We start from the raw sequence: 19,283 nt of genomic DNA, 5'->3' as shown, positions 1-19,283 counted from the left end.
ACTAATAAATATAAAAAGAACCGTCCGCAGGCACGGACGGTTCTTCATTAGGCTGCTAAACAATCACTCTGTAGAAACAGATGGGTCAGCTTGTTCTTTAACCGGAATGACCTGTACGAAGTGGTCTGCCGGATGATCAAGGAGGGCTGCAAGCTGGGATGCTTCATCAGCTTGGCCTTGATCCTTAAGCATTGCAATGTATTGGCCAAGAAGTTCTCTTACATCTTCTGTTCCTTTTTCTGAAAGAGAAGAGACAGAAACTTTTGCTCCTTTTGCAATTCTGCGCTGGATGGCTTCTTTTGTTAAGCCCATTTCCGGCTGGTGTCTTAAGTATACAACACCGCCGGTCATACCTGCGCAAATCCATGGACCAGGATCACCAAGGACGAGGCCTCTTCCATTTGTCATATATTCGAAGGCAAAGCCCTTAATATTGGCGTTTGTTCCGATATTGCCGTATTCCTTTTCAGGAAGCGGCTTTTTCATTTGGCCGCCAATAATCATGTCTGCACCGGATAATCTGATTCCTGCACGTGCATCAGCATTTCCCTGGGCTACAAGCAAGCCGTGCTGTGCTCCATAGCCAAAGCCTTTTCCGACAGAACCGTTATAGAACTTGCCGTTCTTTCCTTTTGCCTTGAAGATTTTGATTTGGCCGCCAAATGACGTCTTACCGATTCCATCCTGCGCTCCTCCGGCAACTTCAATATTAATGCCGAAGCTGTTGTAAGCTCCCAGGCCATTTCCAGGAATGGATCCGCCTTTATATTTTAAGTCAACCGGCGGAAGCCCTTTATAGGAACCATCCAAACGGCCTCTTACACGGTGGCAGGAAACACGGCTGCCCAGCACACGCTGCTCGGAAGTTATGCTTTCGAATTCACGTGATTGATGTAATTCTTCAACACTTGCATCTAGATATTCTGCTCCAACAGCAACCTGCAGCTGTGCTTCTTGCAGTGCAGCAGGAGCTTCCTGCGGAGAAAATTGGCCGATTTCAAGTGTTTTTAAAAGGTGAGTCAAATTAAGCTGATTTGCACCTTTTGTTTGGACAAGAAGGTCAGAACGTCCAACAGCATCCTGAAGATTTTTTACTCCAATTGACGCTGCAAGTGCTTTAAGCTCTTGGCCAAATGCTGTAAATAGATTCATAATGCCTTGGACAGCAAGGTCAAATTGGCGCGGAACGAATCTTCTTAACCCATGCTCCTTTGCCTGTGCTTCAGAATCAATTTGGGTAGCAATCCCCACGTGGCAAGTGTCAAGGTGACAGCCGCGGCAGGTTGTACAGCCAATGGCAAGCATGGATAACGTACCAAAGCCAACTCGATTAGCTCCAAGAAGCATTACTTTTAATACGTCTGCAGCACTCTTGATTCCACCATCAGCCCAAAGTTCTACATTATCGCGTATACCTGCTTCCAATAGGGCATTATGAGCGGCTTTTACGCCGATTTCAACAGGGAGGCCTACGTGCTGGAGCGCGTGGATCCTGGCAGCACCAGTACCGCCGTCAAAACCGCTTAGTGTGATAATATCTGCACCGGCTTTTGCAATACCAACTGCGATTGTTCCGATGTTCGGTACTACCGGTACCTTAACAGCTACTTTTGCTTTGTCGTTGGCTGTTTTAAGCTCATGAATCATTTGTGCCAAATCTTCAATTGAATAGATATCATGGTTGTTTGAAGGTGAAATCAAATCTGAACCAATTGTTGCATTACGAGCTTCAGCAATTTTTGCTGTAACCTTTGAGCCAGGAAGGTGTCCGCCTTCGCCAGGCTTTGCACCTTGCCCGATTTTAATTTCAAGCAAGTTGGATGAATTGAGCAGCTCGGCATTAACACCAAAGCGTCCGGATGCCACTTGCTGTCCGCGGGTTTTTGGATACTTTCCGAGCATATCCTTAATTTCCCCGCCTTCACCATTCAGGCTGACCATGTTCAAACGATCTGCACCTTCTGCATAGGCCCTGAAGGCTGTCTCATTCTGAGAACCAAAGGACATGGAGGAGATTACGAACGGCAGGTCATGCTCTCCTACATTTAAGCTGATATCCTCCGGCTTTAGGTTTGAGGCTGTCTCTTTAAATCCTGTTAAATGGCGGATTGTCGTAGGATTTTGATCCTCCTGCTCAGAGATTTTTTCCTTGTATGCACTATAGTCGCCTGTTGATGCAACTTCGCCAATAGCTTTCCAGATACGAGGGAAAAGGCTGAACGTCTTTCCAATCCTCTCTTTTTCATTTTGATAATCTTCTGCTCTCGCAAAAGCATCTTCTTTCATTGCGTCGAAATTAAATGCAAGATCCTTTGAACCGAAGAAGTTTACGATATTTAGATACTCGGCCAAGTCTTCATGCAGACCGATTGCAGAGAACAGCCGGCCATAGCCTCTTAACTCATGGATGCCGATCGTTGAGATAACCTTTTCAAGACCCTTAGTAAGGGCTGAATATAAATTGGTTAATGGCGTTACAGAATCGCCAAGCACTGTCATAAACATATAGTAAGGGCTGATCAAATCTGCACCTAAGCCAAATGCAGTGATGATATCATGCAAAGACCTGATGGAAGCAGAACGCACCAAAAGGGAACATTCACGGCGTATGGCTTCTTTTACTAGGGCCTGGTCAATAGCAGACACGGCTAAATGCGGATCAATCCAATAAGCATCCTCCTGGTGTGCGTTTGCATCGTCGAGGACAAGCAGGGTCTTTCCGCTGTGTACAGCTTCAACTGCTTCTGCAGATAATCGGTCCAAAGCTTCTTTTACGGTTTCATCTTTCTTAAATGTGGTAGACAGATAAGAAATAAGCTTTTGTTCCTGATAGAAGCTGGTGACCTGATCGTAGCTAGGCTGTTTTAGAGCTTCGGAACATTCAAAACCTGCTTTTCCTTCTATTAAAATAGGAGTCTGTAATTCAATTACAGCACCAGGCTGTTGTTTTTCGAATAATGACGGACGCTTTCCTATAATGGTGCGTGTAGAGAAATGCTCGGTTTCACGGTCACGGTCAATGGCAGGGTTTGTAACGACTGCAACGCTTTCCTTAATAAAATCTGAAATATTTTTGCGCTGCGGATTTAGTGCAGCCAAAGGAGAGTCGTGTCCGAGTGAACGGATTGGCTCTGCTCCTTTTTCAGCCATTTGTTCGACAAGCTGGACATGGTCTCTTTCCCAGCCGAACGCTTTATATTGTCCATTATGGACTTTATCCGGATAATTTACGGAAATTGTTTTTTCTAACTTTGGCTCCTGCAGGCGAATACGGAAGTTATCAGCACTAACGCGCACTGAGAATCTTTCGAAAACTTCAGCCTGATAATCGCTGTGTTCATAAACAGCAAGAGTATCGCCATCCCATTTAAGTCCGACTTTTTCACCAGGTGAAAGCGGCTTAGGTTCGTTGACATATTCACTTGATGGAATAATTCCTGGCTCAGATGAGAACAGATAAGAGCTTTCTGTTTCAAGCATCCACAGCGGACGAAGGCCCAAAGCATCTACGCTAAACACAGCTTCGTCAGCAAAGCGGGAGATAATTCCTGCCGGTCCTTGAGCAAAATGGCCCCATGCTTCACGAATATATGAATACATATCCTGAAGGTGTTCTGGGTAAGACTTGATTTCATTCACGATTGGCGGGAACATAACATCCATCGCTTCGAATAGTGAATAACCATCACGGCAAATAAACGTTTCAAGCGTTCTGCTTAAATCCTGGGAATCACTTCCGTCTTTTACAAGCGGAACGCCAACCATTTTCGCTTCATCTCTTAGCTTTGCAATCGTGTTGATCTCGCCGTTGTGGCCAAGGATGCTGAATGGCTGCACGCGAAAGAAGCTTGATAATGTATTAGTTGAATAGCGGTTATGTCCAAGTGTCATGGTTGAAGCAACAAGCGGGCTTGCTAAATCATGATAATATTTAGGCAAAATATCTCCAGCGCCCATTACCTTATAAACGGCATGATGCTGGCTTAGTGAAGCGACATGCACATGCTCATTTTCTTCAAAATCGACAATCAATTCAAAAAGCTTTTTGGAAAGCTCTCCCCCAGTTTGTTCTGATAAACAGGCAAACTGCCAAAATACAGGATTTTCCTGAATGGCAATTGGACCAAGGGCAGAGGATTCGGTTACCTCTTCAGATTCAAAGATGACTTCAAGCTGAGAATCGGCAAGCTTTTGCATTAAATGCTTTTTAAAAGATTCAGTGTCCTTGCTTCTGGACATAAATACATGTCCAACGACAAACCCCTCACTGGTTGCAGCTGCCGGATCGGCTCCTGCTTCCTTTAACTTTTCTTTCCAAAGTGCCCTCGGGATATCAATATGAATGCCAACACCGTCTCCTTCTCCGTTAATAAAGCCGGCACGGTGATTCATGGTGACAAGGGCATTGATACAGCTGAAAATATTCTCCCGTGTAGGTACTTTCTTTTTTTCCATAGCAGAAACGATGCCGCACGCATCATGTTCCTGACGGTTAAACTCTTTAAAAAGTGAAGGACTCCATTGTTGTAATGTCATAGTATTCGGCTGAAAATAAGGCTTTGCCTTAAAGCCGTTCACCTCCTGATTAGTAATCTATTAAAAATTAGTTGTTTACGGGTTTTAAATGAGGTTGTTCAAAAAGTCATGTTTTTGAAAGGATAAATGCATAAGCATTTATTAAATGAATAGTTTGATTATTTGGGAAAGGTTTTTGCCTTTATACCCATCTTTTTGCTGGCGTACTCCGCACTTACAGAAAAGATTTCTCCTATCATATCATATGAATTTTCAGAAATCAATTATTTATACAAAAAGTTGGATAGAGTTTAGCGGGACAAAACTGATAGTGTATAAAAAAACACTAATATTGTAAACGTTTTCATAGCTGTTAATAAAGAAAACGGGAACTTTAATGTTCCCGTTAATGTATAAAATAGTGAATATTTATTCGGCGCTTAATTGCTGAAATGCATTTTGGACTGCGTGGATAGTTGCGTTAATATCTTCCTCTGTATGGGCGATCGTTACAAACCATGCTTCATATTTGGATGGTGCCAGGTTGATTCCCTGATTGAGCATTAACTTAAAAAACTTTGCAAACATCTCGCCATCCGTGTTTTCTGCCTGCTCATAATTTACAACTTTTTCATCTGTAAAATAAATGGTGAGAGCGCCTTTTAAGCGGTTAATGGTGATCGGAATGTTAAATTCTGCTGCAGCGGCGCCGATGCCTTCTTCAAGCTTTTCGCCAAGGCGGTCCATATATTCATAGACTCCCGGCTGTTTAAGTACTTCAAGGCAGGCGATGCCGGACAGAATGGAAGCAGGATTGCCTGCCATAGTCCCGGCTTGATATGCAGGTCCGAGAGGAGCAACGGTTTCCATGATTTCCTTTTTGCCCCCATAAGCACCTATAGGCAGGCCTCCTCCAATGATTTTACCCATAGCAGTCAAATCTGGTTTAACGCCCAGCAAATCCTGTGCTCCGCCATACATGAAACGGAAAGCCGTAATAACTTCATCGTAGATAACCAGCGCTCCTGCTGCATGGGTTAATTCATTTACCTGTTCCAAAAATCCCGGTTTAGGTTCTACAATCCCAAAATTGCCGACAATTGGTTCAACGAGAACAGCTGCAATCTGGTCTCCCCACTTTTCCAAAGCTTCCTTATAGGGCTCTATTTCATTAAAAGGAACCGTTATAACTTCCTGGGCGATGCTCTTTGGTACTCCAGCAGAGTCGGGAGTCCCCAATGTTGAAGGACCGGAGCCTGCTGCAACAAGTACAAGGTCTGAATGTCCATGGTAGCAGCCAGCGAACTTAATGATTTTGTCTCTCCCTGTATATGCCCGTGCTACACGGATGGTTGTCATAACTGCTTCTGTTCCTGAGTTTACAAAACGGACTTTGTCCAAATTAGGCATTGCTTCTTTAAGCATTTCCGCAAATTTCACTTCATGAGGGGTTGGAGTACCGTATAACACTCCGCGCTCTGCGGCAGTTTTAATCGCCTCAGTAATATGAGGGTGGGCATGTCCGGTAATAATCGGTCCATAGGCGGCTAAGTAATCGATATACTGGTTGCCGTCAACATCCCAAAAATATGCGCCCTGTGCCCTTTCCATCGCGACCGGGGAACCTCCGCCAACTGCTTTATAAGAGCGGGAAGGGCTATTGACTCCCCCGACAATATGTTCAAGAGCTTTTTTATGTAATCGTTCAGAATTAGTAAATTGCATTATTTTCCTCCTGACAAGAATCGAAATTAGTACAGTTATTATTTTAACATGATTGAAAGGCAATAAGTCCAATCTAAAAGGGAAGGCAGAGTATTCTGTAACTTAATGAAGGGACCCGGATGAACCGAATGTGTTAATGACCTATAGATTTCTACATAAAGATTAGGTGCATTCTATTTGTGTTGCTTTGCGTGTTTGTCTAAACTATTTCATTAGGGCATTAATTGGCAGGAGGAGTAATCATGAAAGATGCAATAACAGTCCGGAACTTAAAGAAAGAGTTTATAGCCTATTCAAGCCGCTCCGGATTAAAAGGTGCTTTTCGGGACCTTTTAACAAGAAACTACAAGATTGTACCAGCTGTTAACGACATCAGCTTTAATGTGAAGCAAGGAGAAATGGTCGGCTATATTGGCGAAAATGGAGCAGGTAAGTCAACGACCATTAAGATGCTAACTGGGATTTTAACCCCAACCAGCGGTGAAGTCATTGTAAATGGTATGAACCCGCATAAAGACCGTGAAAAGTTCGTCAGCACTATTGGTGTGGTTTTTGGACAAAGATCGCAGCTGTGGTGGGACATTGCTGTTCAGGAGTCTTTCAGGCTGCTGAAGAAGGTTTACAAAGTATCTGATGAACAATATGAAAGCCATATGGCACATGTCATCAAAACATTGGATATTGAGCCACTCCTGGATAAGCCGGTCCGGAAGCTTTCCCTTGGACAAAGAATGAGATGCGAACTCGCTGCCGCACTGATCCATAACCCGCCGCTTCTGTTTCTGGATGAACCTACCATTGGGCTTGATGTTCTGGTTAAACTAAGAATCAGGGAGTTCCTTAAAGAGATTAATGAAAAGTATAATACAACCATTCTGCTGACCACGCATGATTTAACAGATATCGAGGCCTTGTGTGAACGGGTGGTTATGCTTGATGATGGCAAAATCATTTACGATGGTGCATTAAAAAGCCTGAAGGAAAAATGGGGAGAAGGAAAAGAAATTGAATTTCAATTTCTCGAAGAAGTCGAACTGGCTGATCTAAATAAAATAACAGCATCGTCTGAAGTGAAATGGGAGAAGGATGAGAAGAAAGCCATTTTTACGGCAGTGGTGGATGATGATGATGAGCTCATATCATTATTAATTGCAAAGGTGGTTGCCGCTTTAAAAATAAAAGATATCAACATTAAAGAAACTTCTACTGAGGAAATCATCCGAAATATTTATGACCGGGGGATATCGTAATGGAATGGTTCCGTCCGCTCCATAACTGGGGGTGTGTTCATGGATAAATATCTTGAAATGATCCGGATCCGTTTCCTAATGATGCTTGCTTACAGAACTAATTATTATACAGGTATTTTGATTTACAGCATTAATATCGGGGCCTATTATTTTTTATGGTCGGCAATATATGGCGAAAAGGATGCAATTGAAGGCATGTCTGTTATCCAAATGTCTACGTATGTAGCAGTAGCGTGGATGGCAAGGGCATTTTATTTTAATAATATTGACCGTGAAATGGCTGCGGAAATTAAAGAAGGGAAGGTAGCGGTGGAACTGATACGCCCGTACAATTACCTTGGCATGAAAACAATGCAGGGGCTTGGCGAGGGGATATTCCGCCTGTTCTTCTTCTCGGTTCCGGGTATGGTGATTGTTTCGTTCATTTTCCCGCTCCAGTTTTCTGCAGATTTAACCACTTGGCTCTTTTTTGCGATGTCGATTTTATTAAGTTTCTTTATTAATACCCAAATTAATTTGCTGACAGGGATTACCACTTTCTTCCTATTTAATAATACAGGTCTTATACGGGCGAAAAGGGTTGTGATTGATCTCTTTTCAGGCCTTCTTATTCCCATCAGCTTTTTTCCGATATGGGCTCAGGATTTATTGAAGTATCTTCCCTTTCAGGGAATCAGTTATGTACCAAGTATGATCTTTACAAATAGCTTTTCAAATAATGAAGCCATTCAAGCAATTATTCTTCAGGGTGTATGGGTGATTATTCTGGTGATCCCCATTCAGATTCTATGGGTGATTGCGAAAAAACAACTTATTATTCAGGGAGGGTGACGGATGTTTTATTTAAAAATTTTCTTCCAATATGTCGCCCAATATATGAAAACGAGGATGCAGTACCGAGCAGATTTATTTGTGGAGATAATCTCAGACCTATTATTTCAGGCAGTCAATTTAATTTTTATATTAGTCGTTTTCGGCCATACCAATCTTCTTGGAGGCTGGACGAGGGATGAGATTATTTTCATTTACGGATTTTTCCTTGTCCCATATGCTCTGTTTTCTTCTTTCTTTAATATCTGGGATTTTAACGAAAGGTATATTGTCAAAGGTGAGCTTGATAGGATATTGACCCGTCCGATCCATAGCCTGTTTCAAATTGTTTTGGAACGGATGGAGCTTGAATCCCTTTTCGGAGCCGTTACAGGAATCGCTGTAATGTTTTATGCAGGAAACAGCCTTGGTCTGGAGCTATCCTGGGCAGACCCGTTCTTATTCCTTCTTTTTGTATTAGGAGGAATGCTAGTGTATGGCGGCATTTTTATCATGATTGCGTGCATCAGTTTTTGGGCTGATGCCCGAACTTCGATCATGCCTATGATGTATAACATCGGAAATTATGGAAGGTATCCAGTAGATATTTATAATAGCGTTATTCGCTTTGTATTAACTTGGGTGCTGCCATTCGCCTTTGTCGGTGTTTATCCTGCCGCTTACTTTTTGGGGAAGGAAGAGTGGTTTCTCTACTCATTCTTAACTCCGGTAATCGGGACCGTATTCTTTGGAATCTCAATTTTGATTTGGAATTCAGGTGTAAAGCGGTATAGAGGTGCAGGTAATTGAAACCAGAGCCGGGGTATATCCCTGGCTCTTTTTGTGCATGTGAAACTTTCCGCTTCGAAAACAGTCTAGCTGCGGCGCCCTCGCTTTTCTTGTGTGCAGACAGGCAGTCATACAGTATGGTATAGAAGCGTATAAATAAGTTAGTTGAAGCCATTTCGAAATGAGGTTGCATTATGGCATTTTATTTGTCGTTAATTCTGATTGTTTTATGCATGATTATGAGTCTGCAAACTCTTTTTTCATCTACGAAGATAAAAGGCAGATGGGTATCTATGGAGAATTTCCTTTATCTGATAAGTTTGTATGCTACAATCATGATTGGTTTCGGACTAATTTATATTTTACTTGATTTGCATGGACTTGTTGTTTTAATAGATGGTACAAACTATATAGAAGCAGGGTTTCTGGAACGGCTTGAGACGGGATTTTACTTTAGTGCAGTAACTCTGTTTTCCGTTGGATATGGAGATATTAGCCCGATTGGAATTGGCAGAATGATTGCTGTTTTGGAAGCTCTGATTGGCTACGTCATACCTGCAGCCTTTGTGGCGAGAGTTGTTTTTGATGCGGAAAAGCAGACATAACTGCCTGCCTAATGGTTGTTTTTAAGTGAAAAGTTGGATAGGCTTAAAGCAAGAAAACTTATCTAACGGGAGTGATAAAGTATGGCAGTTGCAATTGGAGACCTTGCTCCGGATTTTGAGCTGGAGGCCAGCAATGGCAAGAAAATAAAGCTTTCAGATTACCGAGGTAAAAATGTGGTTCTCTATTTTTATCCGAAAGACATGACGCCAGGCTGTACAACACAGGCATGTGATTTCAGGGACCAGCATGAAAACTTTGCAGGCGTGAATGCAGTTATATTAGGTGTAAGCCCCGATCCGCTTACAAGACATGAAAAATTTATCGAAAAACACGGCTTGCCATTTTTGCTGCTTGCTGATGAAGATCATAAAACCGCAGAAGCATATGATGTATGGAAGCTGAAGAAGAATTTTGGGAAAGAATATATGGGAATTGAACGTTCCACTTTTATTATTGATCCGGAAGGCAAACTCGTTAAAGAGTGGCGGAAAGTGAAAGTAAAAGGGCATGTAGAAGAAGCTCTTGAATATATTAAAGAAAACCTGGCCTAGGGCTGATGCAAAGAGATATATATGCAAATGGGTGGCCTATTTTTAGGGGATCAAGGCTTTTGTCCATTCCTAAAAACAAGTTTTGCATATCATTTTATTAGGGCATACCTCCTCAGATACTTTTTTCGAAACGGACCTTATCTGGTCCGTTTTTTTTAGGCCCTGTTAAAAGGTCATGTTGATATTTGCACTTTGTTGATCTGAATGATAGGAGCGAGACTCCAGCGGGAGAGAGAGTCAAAGGGAGGCCCTCGCAGGCCATGTGAGCCGAGGAGGCTACCGCCTACCTCCGCAGTCCGCTGAGCATCCTGGAGCGAAAATCAGGAAATCAATGTTTAAAAAGCAATAAAGGTTGAGAAAGCAGCCAAAAGAAGCAACGTATAGTTTCTACAATTCAGACATCGGTGATATGATGATAAAAAACAAAATTGGGGCGATTTCTATGAGGATTGTTTCTTCCGATTTGCCTCTGAAAGCCTCCGTGAGGAAGTACAAAAGAAATTTCTCTGTTTTGCTAAGTACAATTGAAATAAATTAAGTGCTAAAGAAAGAGCATTTTGCAGCCATGTAGGATTCCGCATTTTTTAAAAATATAGGTGAGGCTATCTTGTAGAGGAAATGGTTCTTATAACAGCATTAGAAGCAGACCGGATTTACCACGCTTATCTGGATGTTTTCGAAAAACAAGCCGCTTCCAAAGGGTCATTCTTTCTGGAAAATGGAGAATGTAAACAGCCATGCCTCATCTCTCAAACAGTACTAAAAATTATTTACCGCGATCTTTTGAAATTTTTAAGAATAACCTTCATACATATATATATAAAATAACAAAGATTACATTAATGTGATTGATCTAGAAAGAGGGTATTAAGGTGAAAATTTATACAAAAACTGGAGACAAGGGAACCACCTCTTTAATATACGGGCAGAGAGTCAATAAAGATGATATTCGTGTAGAGGCTTACGGTACTTGTGATGAAGCTAACTCCATGATTGGGATGGCATTAAGCCACTTAACAGCCGAATTTTTTACAGATAAAGAAATGATAGAAAAAGTTTTTCACAAAGTACAGACTGACTTGTTTCACGCTGGTGCAGAGCTGGCTACGCCCAAAGGCAGGGAAGTTAAATGGGTTATATCAGAAGAGGATATCGCTTTCATGGAAAAGCAAATCGATGAATGGGAAGCAGAACTTGCTGCCCTAACTAACTTTATTCTTCCAGGCGGTCATCCATCAGGAGCTGCCTTCCATGTGGCAAGAACAATTGTAAGAAGGGCTGAGCGGTGTGCGGTCTCCCTGGGGGAAGATGTAAACCCGCTGGTTCTGGCCTATTTAAATCGTTTATCAGATTTGCTGTTTGTCTCAGCTCGCTTTGTAAATCATCACTTGGGATCCAGTGAACATACATTGCATGCTGATAAAAGCTGACTTCCCTCTATTAAGGTGTTTGTAATATTGACAAATGTGGTAAAAAATTAGTACACTATTTATAAAGATTATAAAGTAATAATATTTGTTGGAAAAGAGGTGCATGGCGGTGGCGCAAATGGAATTAAAAGAGGCGCTGGATACTTTGAAAGAGACAGGAGTCCGTATCACTCCGCAGCGTCATGCGATACTTGAATATTTAATAAACTCCATGTCACACCCGACTGCAGACGATATATACAAAGCATTAGAAGGTAAATTCCCTAATATGAGTGTGGCTACAGTTTACAATAATTTACGAGTATTCCGTGAGGTTGGCCTGGTGAAGGAACTAACATACGGAGACGCATCGAGCCGCTTCGATTTTGTAACTACTCATCATTACCATGTCATTTGTGAGAGCTGCGGCAAGATTGTAGACTTCCACTATCCTGGCCTTGATGAAGTAGAACATCTTGCCTCACATGTAACAGGTTTTAAAATCAGCCATCATAGAATGGAGATCTATGGAACCTGCCCTGAATGTGCAAGCAAAGAAGCTCACTAACCAAATAGTACAAAGCTGCCGGCTGGATGCTGACAGCTTTTTCTTTTTACTTAGGTTTTAGCACCCTGTTGATTGGAGCGGAAGGCACTAATCCCGCGAAAATGCATTCGCATTTTCTTCGTGAGGTGTTTACTCAGTGATGCTTATTCAAAGTCCTGCGGGAGTGCGGATCAAAGGGAGACCCCGCAGGAGCGAAGCAACGAGGAGCGTCGAACTCCACCCGCGGAAAGGGAGTGCCTCGTGCTGAAATCAACAGGCAAATTTAACAGAGCCTTTTCTTAAGTATATAATGTACAATTTATAATAAAAAACCGGCTATTAGCTAGCCGGCCATTTTGGATCGCGAATATGAAGCGGTGAGGTTATTAGCTCTGCTTCGTATTTTTTTTGTTGAATTTTTCATTAAATTCAACGCCCTCAAGTTTTGGATCAAGCGTTAAAGGCTCTTTGCAATACATGCACATATCAACACGGCCCAGCATTTTAGTATGCTTGCCGCAATTCGGGCAAACCACCTGTACGGTTTTAGTTGAAAGCATGCCGATCCAAAAATATACACCGGTGCTTGCGAGGATGAATAGCATTCCTAGCAGCATAAATATTGTCATGAGAAGAGGGGAATTTCTAAAGAAGATTCCAACGTACATAACGATAAATCCGATAAAAATTAAACTAAGGGCAAATGTACGAATTTTATTGATTTTACTTGAGTACTTAGCCATTCTGTTCCCTCCTAAAAGCTAACTATACCATAACCTCTTTACCTAAATAAATATTAATATAGGATGATGTCGAAAAATGTCTCACATTTAGGGAGGATTTCATTTATAATTGTCGAAGATATACGCTATCAATAAACTGGAGGAATTATGATGGAAGATATTCTCCGTCCTATTTACCAAGAACGGGCAAGCCAGACAAATACGCTCGGAGTGATCATGACCGAGAAGATTCAAAAAGCAATTCCTGCAACAGATACCTTTGATGCTGTGCTCCTGATTCTTGTAAAGGAAGCAGATGAACCTGTGTTTGTTAAGCATTACACATATAAGGATAAAAAAGCAGCTCTTCATATAGTGACAGATAAGCAGCTGCGTGAATGGATACTATTAGGATCAAACCGCAAGATATTTGATTGGCTCTATAATGGAAAAGTTCTTTTTGATCGAAATGAGTATATTCATAATTTGAAGGTGGAATTAAGGGAATTTCCGTTCTATGGGCGGAAATTAAAGATGGGGCTGGAGTTTGCGAAGCTGATCCGCCGGTACATGGATGGAAAAGCATTTTTTGAGAACCGCCATTATTTTGACGCCTATAACCATATTGTTCATTCTCTCCATCACCTGGCAAGGCTTGCAGTAATCGAAAATGGTTTTCATCCCGAGGTAACTGTATGGAATCAGGTTAAACAAATTGAACCAGAAATTATGAAGTTATATGAAGAGCTTGTAAATAGCCATGAGCCACTGGAAAAAAGACTGGAACTGTTATTTTTGGCCAGTGAGTTCTTGATCCATTCAAGGACAAAACAAGGAATAAGCCATCTTGCAGATATTCTTGGTGAAAAAGAAGAATGGTCTATCCATGACATTATGAATCATGAAGAACTTCATCTATATTCAGTTGACTTAAGTATGCTTCTTGAATATCTAATAGATAAACATATTATAGAAGTAGTGAATATAGATACGAAGGGACAAGGGATTTATCACAGGCATTATAAACTAGGAAAAAAATTATCGTAAAAAAACATTAAAAGCTATTGACCTTTATTTAAATCCTTGTTATATTTATATCCGTCGCTGCGATATGAACAAAAAACATTTTCACAGCTGACGGATTTGTTTTAAAAAAGTGTTGACAGTTGAATTCAACACATGTTATATTAATAAAGTCGCTTCTGAGCGATAAGGCAAAATATAACAAAGGGAAATTGATCTTTGAAAACTGAACGAACAAAAACGTCAACGTTAATTCTTTAGTCTTTTTTGAAAAGACAACTTATGAGCTTAATCAACTCTTATATGGAGAGTTTGATCCTGGCTCAGGACGAACGCTGGCGGCGTGCCTAATACATGCAAGTCGAGCGGACTTCTGGGAGCTTGCTCCCAGAAGTCAGCGGCGGACGGGTGAGTAACACGTGGGCAACCTGCCTGTAAGACTGGGATAACTTCGGGAAACCGGAGCTAATACCGGATAACTCTTTCCTTCACATGAGGGAAAGCTGAAAGATGGTTTCGGCTATCACTTACAGATGGGCCCGCGGCGCATTAGTTAGTTGGTGAGGTAACGGCTCACCAAGGCAACGATGCGTAGCCGACCTGAGAGGGTGATCGGCCACACTGGGACTGAGACACGGCCCAGACTCCTACGGGAGGCAGCAGTAGGGAATCTTCCGCAATGGACGAAAGTCTGACGGAGCAACGCCGCGTGAGTGATGAAGGTTTTCGGATCGTAAAACTCTGTTGTTAGGGAAGAACAAGTACCGGAGTAACTGCCGGTACCTTGACGGTACCTAACCAGAAAGCCACGGCTAACTACGTGCCAGCAGCCGCGGTAATACGTAGGTGGCAAGCGTTGTCCGGAATTATTGGGCGTAAAGCGCGCGCAGGCGGTTCCTTAAGTCTGATGTGAAAGCCCCCGGCTCAACCGGGGAGGGTCATTGGAAACTGGGGAACTTGAGTGCAGAAGAGAAGAGTGGAATTCCACGTGTAGCGGTGAAATGCGTAGAGATGTGGAGGAACACCAGTGGCGAAGGCGACTCTTTGGTCTGTAACTGACGCTGAGGCGCGAAAGCGTGGGGAGCAAACAGGATTAGATACCCTGGTAGTCCACGCCGTAAACGATGAGTGCTAAGTGTTAGAGGGTTTCCGCCCTTTAGTGCTGCAGCAAACGCATTAAGCACTCCGCCTGGGGAGTACGGCCGCAAGGCTGAAACTCAAAGGAATTGACGGGGGCCCGCACAAGCGGTGGAGCATGTGGTTTAATTCGAAGCAACGCGAAGAACCTTACCAGGTCTTGACATCTCCTGACAACCCTAGAGATAGGGCGTTCCCCTTCGGGGGACAGGATGACAGGTGGTGCATGGTTGTCGTCAGCTCGTGTCGTGAGATGTTGGGTTAAGTCCCGCAACGAGCGCAACCCTTGATCTTAGTTGCCAGCATTCAGTTGGGCACTCTAAGGTGACTGCCGGTGACAAACCGGAGGAAGGTGGGGATGACGTCAAATCATCATGCCCCTTATGACCTGGGCTACACACGTGCTACAATGGATGGTACAAAGGGCTGCGAGACCGCGAGGTTAAGCGAATCCCATAAAACCATTCTCAGTTCGGATTGCAGGCTGCAACTCGCCTGCATGAAGCCGGAATCGCTAGTAATCGCGGATCAGCATGCCGCGGTGAATACGTTCCCGGGCCTTGTACACACCGCCCGTCACACCACGAGAGTTTGTAACACCCGAAGTCGGTGGGGTAACCTTTTGGAGCCAGCCGCCTAAGGTGGGACAGATGATTGGGGTGAAGTCGTAACAAGGTAGCCGTATCGGAAGGTGCGGCTGGATCACCTCCTTTCTAAGGATATTTACTTGAGACGTGACGTGTTTTGTTCGTTTAGTTTTGAGAGACCAATCTCTCATTGAATTATTCGTTCTTTGAAAACTAGATAATGTTAATGAAGAAGCAATAACCGAGTAATCGCCATCTTAGTTTTTTTCTCTTATGTAAGTTTTTTGAAACCAAGTAAGAGTACAAACCATGAGGACGATGAGCGGCAAGAAGCTCAAGAAAGCGACCGAACGAGCACCGGAGCGTACGAGAGTACGTGAGGAGCACAGTGACGAAGCTGACGCAGAGATTCGCAGTCGATCAGCGGCCGAAGTAGGTTAAGTTAGAAAGGGCGCACGGTGAATGCCTTGGCACTAGGAGCCGATGAAGGACGGGACTAACTCCGATATGCTTCGGGGAGCTGTAAGTAAGCTTTGATCCGGAGATTTCCGAATGGGGAAACCCCCTATCCGTAATGGGATAGGATCCATATCTGAATTCATAGGGTATGGAAGGCAGACCCGGGGAACTGAAACATCTAAGTACCCGGAGGAAGAGAAAGCAAACGCGATTCCCTGAGTAGCGGCGAGCGAAACGGGATTAGCCCAAACCAAGAGGCTTGCCTCTTGGGGTTGTAGGACACTCTACACGGAGTTACAAAGGAACGAGGTAAATGAACAGGTCTGGAAAGGCCGGCCAGAGAAGGTAAAAGCCCTGTAGTTGAAACTTCGTTCCCTCCAGAGTGGATCCTGAGTACGGCGGGACACGAGAAATCCCGTCGGAAGCAGGGAGGACCATCTCCCAAGGCTAAATACTCCCTAGTGACCGATAGTGAACCAGTACCGTGAGGGAAAGGTGAAAAGCACCCCGGAAGGGGAGTGAAAGAGAACCTGAAACCGTGTGCCTACAAGTAGTTAGAGCCCGTTAATGGGTGATAGCGTGCCTTTTGTAGAATGAACCGGCGAGTTACGATTACATGCGAGGTTAAGTTGACAAGACGGAGCCGCAGCGAAAGCGAGTCTGAATAGGGCGAATGAGTATGTGGTCGTAGACCCGAAACCAGGTGATGTACCCATGTCCAGGGTGAAGTCCAGGTAACACTGGATGGAGGCCCGAACCCACGCACGTTGAAAAGTGCGGGGATGAGGTGTGGGTAGCGGAGAAATTCCAATCGAACTTGGAGATAGCTGGTTCTCTCCGAAATAGCTTTAGGGCTAGCCTCATGTAGTAAGAGTCTTGGAGGTAGAGCACTGTTTGGACTAGGGGCCCTCATCGGGTTACCGAATTCAGACAAACTCCGAATGCCAAAGACTTATCCATGGGAGTCAGACTGCGAGTGATAGATCCGTAGTCAAGAGGGAAACAGCCCAGACCACCAGCTAAGGTCCCAAAGTATACGTTAAGTGGAAAAGGATGTGGAGTTGCTTAGACAACCAGGATGTTGGCTTAGAAGCAGCCACCATTTAAAGAGTGCGTAATAGCTCACTGGTCGAGTGACTCCGCGCCGAAAATGTACCGGGGCTAAACGTATCACCGAAGCTGTGGATGGACACCATTAGGTGTCCGTGGTAGGAGAGCGTTCTAAGGGCGTTGAAGCTAGACCGCAAGGACTGGTGGAGCGCTTAGAAGTGAGAATGCCGGTATGAGTAGCGAAAGATGGGTGAGAATCCCATCCACCGAATGCCTAAGGTTTCCTGAGGAAGGCTCGTCCGCTCAGGGTTAGTCGGGACCTAAGCCGAGGCTGAAAAGCGTAGGCGATGGACAACAGGTTGATATTCCTGTACCACCTCTTTACCGTTTGAGCAATGGGGGGACGCAGGAGGATAGGGTAAGCGCGCTGTTGGATATGCGCGTCCAAGCAGTTAGGCTGGTAACGAGGCAAATCCCGTTACCACACAGGCTGAGCTGTGACGGCGAGGGAAATTTAGTACCGAAGTTCCTGATTCCACACTGCCAAGAAAAGCCTCTAGCGAGGGAAAAGGTGCCCGTACCGCAAACCGACACAGGTAGGCGAGGAGAGAATCCTAAGGTGAGCGAGAGAACTCTCGTTAAGGAACTCGGCAAAATGACCCCGTAACTTCGGGAGAAGGGGTGCTCATTAGGGTGAATAGCCCTGATGAGCCGCAGTGAATAGGCCCAGGCGACTGTTTAGCAAAAACACAGGTCTCTGCGAAGCCGCAAGGCGAAGTATAGGGGCTGACGCCTGCCCGGTGCTGGAAGGTTAAGAGGAGAGGTTAGCGCAAGCGAAGCTTTGAATCGAAGCCCCAGTAAACGGCGGCCGTAACTATAACGGTCCTAAGGTAGCGAAATTCCTTGTCGGGTAAGTTCCGACCCGCACGAAAGGCGTAACGATCTGGGCACTGTCTCAACGAGAGACTCGGTGAAATTATAGTACCTGTGAAGATGCAGGTTACCCGCGACAGGACGGAAAGACCCCGTGGAGCTTTACTGTAGCCTGATATTGAATTTTGGTACAGCTTGTACAGGATAGGTAGGAGCCGTAGAAACCGGAGCGCCAGCTTCGGTGGAGGCGTCGGTGGGATACTACCCTGGCTGTATTGAAATTCTAACCCGCGCCCCTTATCGGGGCGGGAGACAGTGTCAGGTGGGCAGTTTGACTGGGGCGGTCGCCTCCTAAAAAGTAACGGAGGCGCCCAAAGGTTCCCTCAGAATGGTTGGAAATCATTCGCAGAGTGTAAAGGCACAAGGGAGCTTGACTGCGAGACCTACAAGTCGAGCAGGGACGAAAGTCGGGCTTAGTGATCCGGTGGTTCCGCATGGAAGGGCCATCGCTCAACGGATAAAAGCTACCCCGGGGATAACAGGCTTATCTCCCCCAAGAGTCCACATCGACGGGGAGGTTTGGCACCTCGATGTCGGCTCATCGCATCCTGGGGCTGTAGTCGGTCCCAAGGGTTGGGCTGTTCGCCCATTAAAGCGGTACGCGAGCTGGGTTCAGAACGTCGTGAGACAGTTCGGTCCCTATCCGTCGTGGGCGCAGGAAATTTGAGAGGAGCTGTCCTTAGTACGAGAGGACCGGGATGGACGCACCGCTGGTGTACCAGTTGTCTTGCCAAAGGCATCGCTGGGTAGCTATGTGCGGAAGGGATAAGTGCTGAAAGCATCTAAGCATGAAGCCCCCCTCGAGATGAGATTTCCCATAGCGTCAAGCTAGTAAGATCCCTGAAAGATGATCAGGTTGATAGGTCAGAGGTGGAAGCGTGGCGACATGTGGAGCTGACTGATACTAATCGATCGAGGACTTAACCAAGTTATTGGTGAAACTCGGCAATTCTTCTTCATTCATTATCTAGTTTTGAGGGAACGAAAATTTAAAATTTCCTCTTGAAAAATCATAAAAAGACGGTATAATAATACTTGTCTTTGAAAAAATAGTCTGGTGGCGATAGCGAGAAGGTCACACCCGTTCCCATACCGAACACGGAAGTTAAGCTTCTCAGCGCCGATGGTAGTTGGGGGCTGTCCCCCTGTGAGAGTAGGACGCTGCCGGGC

The 19,283-nt window shown here is 44.4% G+C and carries 11 protein-coding genes and 3 rRNA genes; 11 read left to right on the top strand and 3 right to left on the bottom strand.

The annotated features are described in order from the left end of the window. Positions 1 to 63: 63 nt before the first annotated feature. A complete protein-coding gene (locus tag AC3ZVC_RS00070; protein ID WP_490065715.1) occupies positions 64 to 4,536 on the bottom strand; it encodes a glutamate synthase-related protein in 4,473 nt (1,490 codons plus the stop codon). 408 nt (positions 4,537 to 4,944) lie between these two features. After that, positions 4,945 to 6,240, bottom strand: a complete 1,296-nt coding sequence (locus tag AC3ZVC_RS00065; RefSeq protein WP_490065714.1) for a glutamate-1-semialdehyde 2,1-aminomutase — start codon at positions 6,238 to 6,240, stop codon at positions 4,945 to 4,947. 242 nt (positions 6,241 to 6,482) lie between these two features. Between AC3ZVC_RS00065 and AC3ZVC_RS00060 the strand changes: the two genes are divergently transcribed. The 7 genes from AC3ZVC_RS00060 to perR all read left to right on the top strand — a co-directional run bounded on the left by AC3ZVC_RS00060 (position 6,483) and on the right by perR (position 12,223). After that, positions 6,483 to 7,490 carry an ABC transporter ATP-binding protein gene (locus AC3ZVC_RS00060; protein WP_490065713.1) on the top strand — a complete coding sequence of 336 codons (1,008 nt, stop codon included), beginning with the start codon at positions 6,483 to 6,485 and terminating at the stop codon, positions 7,488 to 7,490. Positions 7,491 to 7,529: 39 nt separating this feature from the next. Next, positions 7,530 to 8,321: an ABC transporter permease gene (locus AC3ZVC_RS00055; protein ID WP_490065712.1), complete on the top strand. Its 792-nt coding sequence runs from the start codon at positions 7,530 to 7,532 to the stop codon at positions 8,319 to 8,321. A gap of 3 nt (positions 8,322 to 8,324) precedes the next feature. Then, entirely contained in the window at positions 8,325 to 9,110 is a 786-nt protein-coding gene (locus AC3ZVC_RS00050; protein ID WP_490065711.1) for an ABC transporter permease, read from the top strand. Positions 9,111 to 9,283: 173 nt separating this feature from the next. After that, positions 9,284 to 9,694 (top strand): ion channel, encoded by a 411-nt coding sequence (locus AC3ZVC_RS00045; protein WP_490065710.1) that lies wholly within the window; start codon positions 9,284 to 9,286, stop codon positions 9,692 to 9,694. An 81-nt stretch (positions 9,695 to 9,775) separates the two neighbouring features. Then, positions 9,776 to 10,246 (top strand): thioredoxin-dependent thiol peroxidase, encoded by a 471-nt coding sequence (gene bcp, locus AC3ZVC_RS00040; protein ID WP_490065709.1) that lies wholly within the window; start codon positions 9,776 to 9,778, stop codon positions 10,244 to 10,246. 872 nt (positions 10,247 to 11,118) lie between these two features. Beyond that, entirely contained in the window at positions 11,119 to 11,676 is a 558-nt protein-coding gene (locus tag AC3ZVC_RS00035; protein ID WP_490065708.1) for a cob(I)yrinic acid a,c-diamide adenosyltransferase, read from the top strand. A 109-nt stretch (positions 11,677 to 11,785) separates the two neighbouring features. After that, on the top strand, positions 11,786 to 12,223 hold the full coding sequence (perR, locus tag AC3ZVC_RS00030) for a peroxide-responsive transcriptional repressor PerR (RefSeq protein WP_198029704.1): 438 nt from the start codon (positions 11,786 to 11,788) through the stop codon (positions 12,221 to 12,223). 365 nt (positions 12,224 to 12,588) lie between these two features. On the opposite strand, the gene AC3ZVC_RS00025 is transcribed toward perR, so the two are convergent. Next, on the bottom strand, positions 12,589 to 12,945 hold the full coding sequence (locus tag AC3ZVC_RS00025) for a YgzB family protein (RefSeq protein ID WP_490065707.1): 357 nt from the start codon (positions 12,943 to 12,945) through the stop codon (positions 12,589 to 12,591). Positions 12,946 to 13,095: 150 nt separating this feature from the next. On the opposite strand from AC3ZVC_RS00025, the gene AC3ZVC_RS00020 reads away from it, so the two are divergent. From AC3ZVC_RS00020 to rrf, 4 genes are all read left to right on the top strand, one after another. Continuing rightward, positions 13,096 to 13,971 (top strand): nucleotidyltransferase-like protein, encoded by an 876-nt coding sequence (locus AC3ZVC_RS00020; protein ID WP_490068763.1) that lies wholly within the window; start codon positions 13,096 to 13,098, stop codon positions 13,969 to 13,971. A gap of 276 nt (positions 13,972 to 14,247) precedes the next feature. Further along, positions 14,248 to 15,797, top strand: a 16S ribosomal RNA gene (locus AC3ZVC_RS00015). A gap of 309 nt (positions 15,798 to 16,106) precedes the next feature. Next, positions 16,107 to 19,041, top strand: a 23S ribosomal RNA gene (locus AC3ZVC_RS00010). 125 nt (positions 19,042 to 19,166) lie between these two features. Further along, positions 19,167 to 19,283, top strand: a 5S ribosomal RNA gene (gene rrf / locus AC3ZVC_RS00005). The 16S, 23S and 5S rRNA genes sit together here, the layout of an rRNA operon.

The organism is Cytobacillus sp. C11.1, from assembly GCF_058145115.1.
The sequence above is the reverse complement of the archived record's forward strand: the minus strand, read 5'-3'. Positions and strand labels throughout refer to the sequence as shown.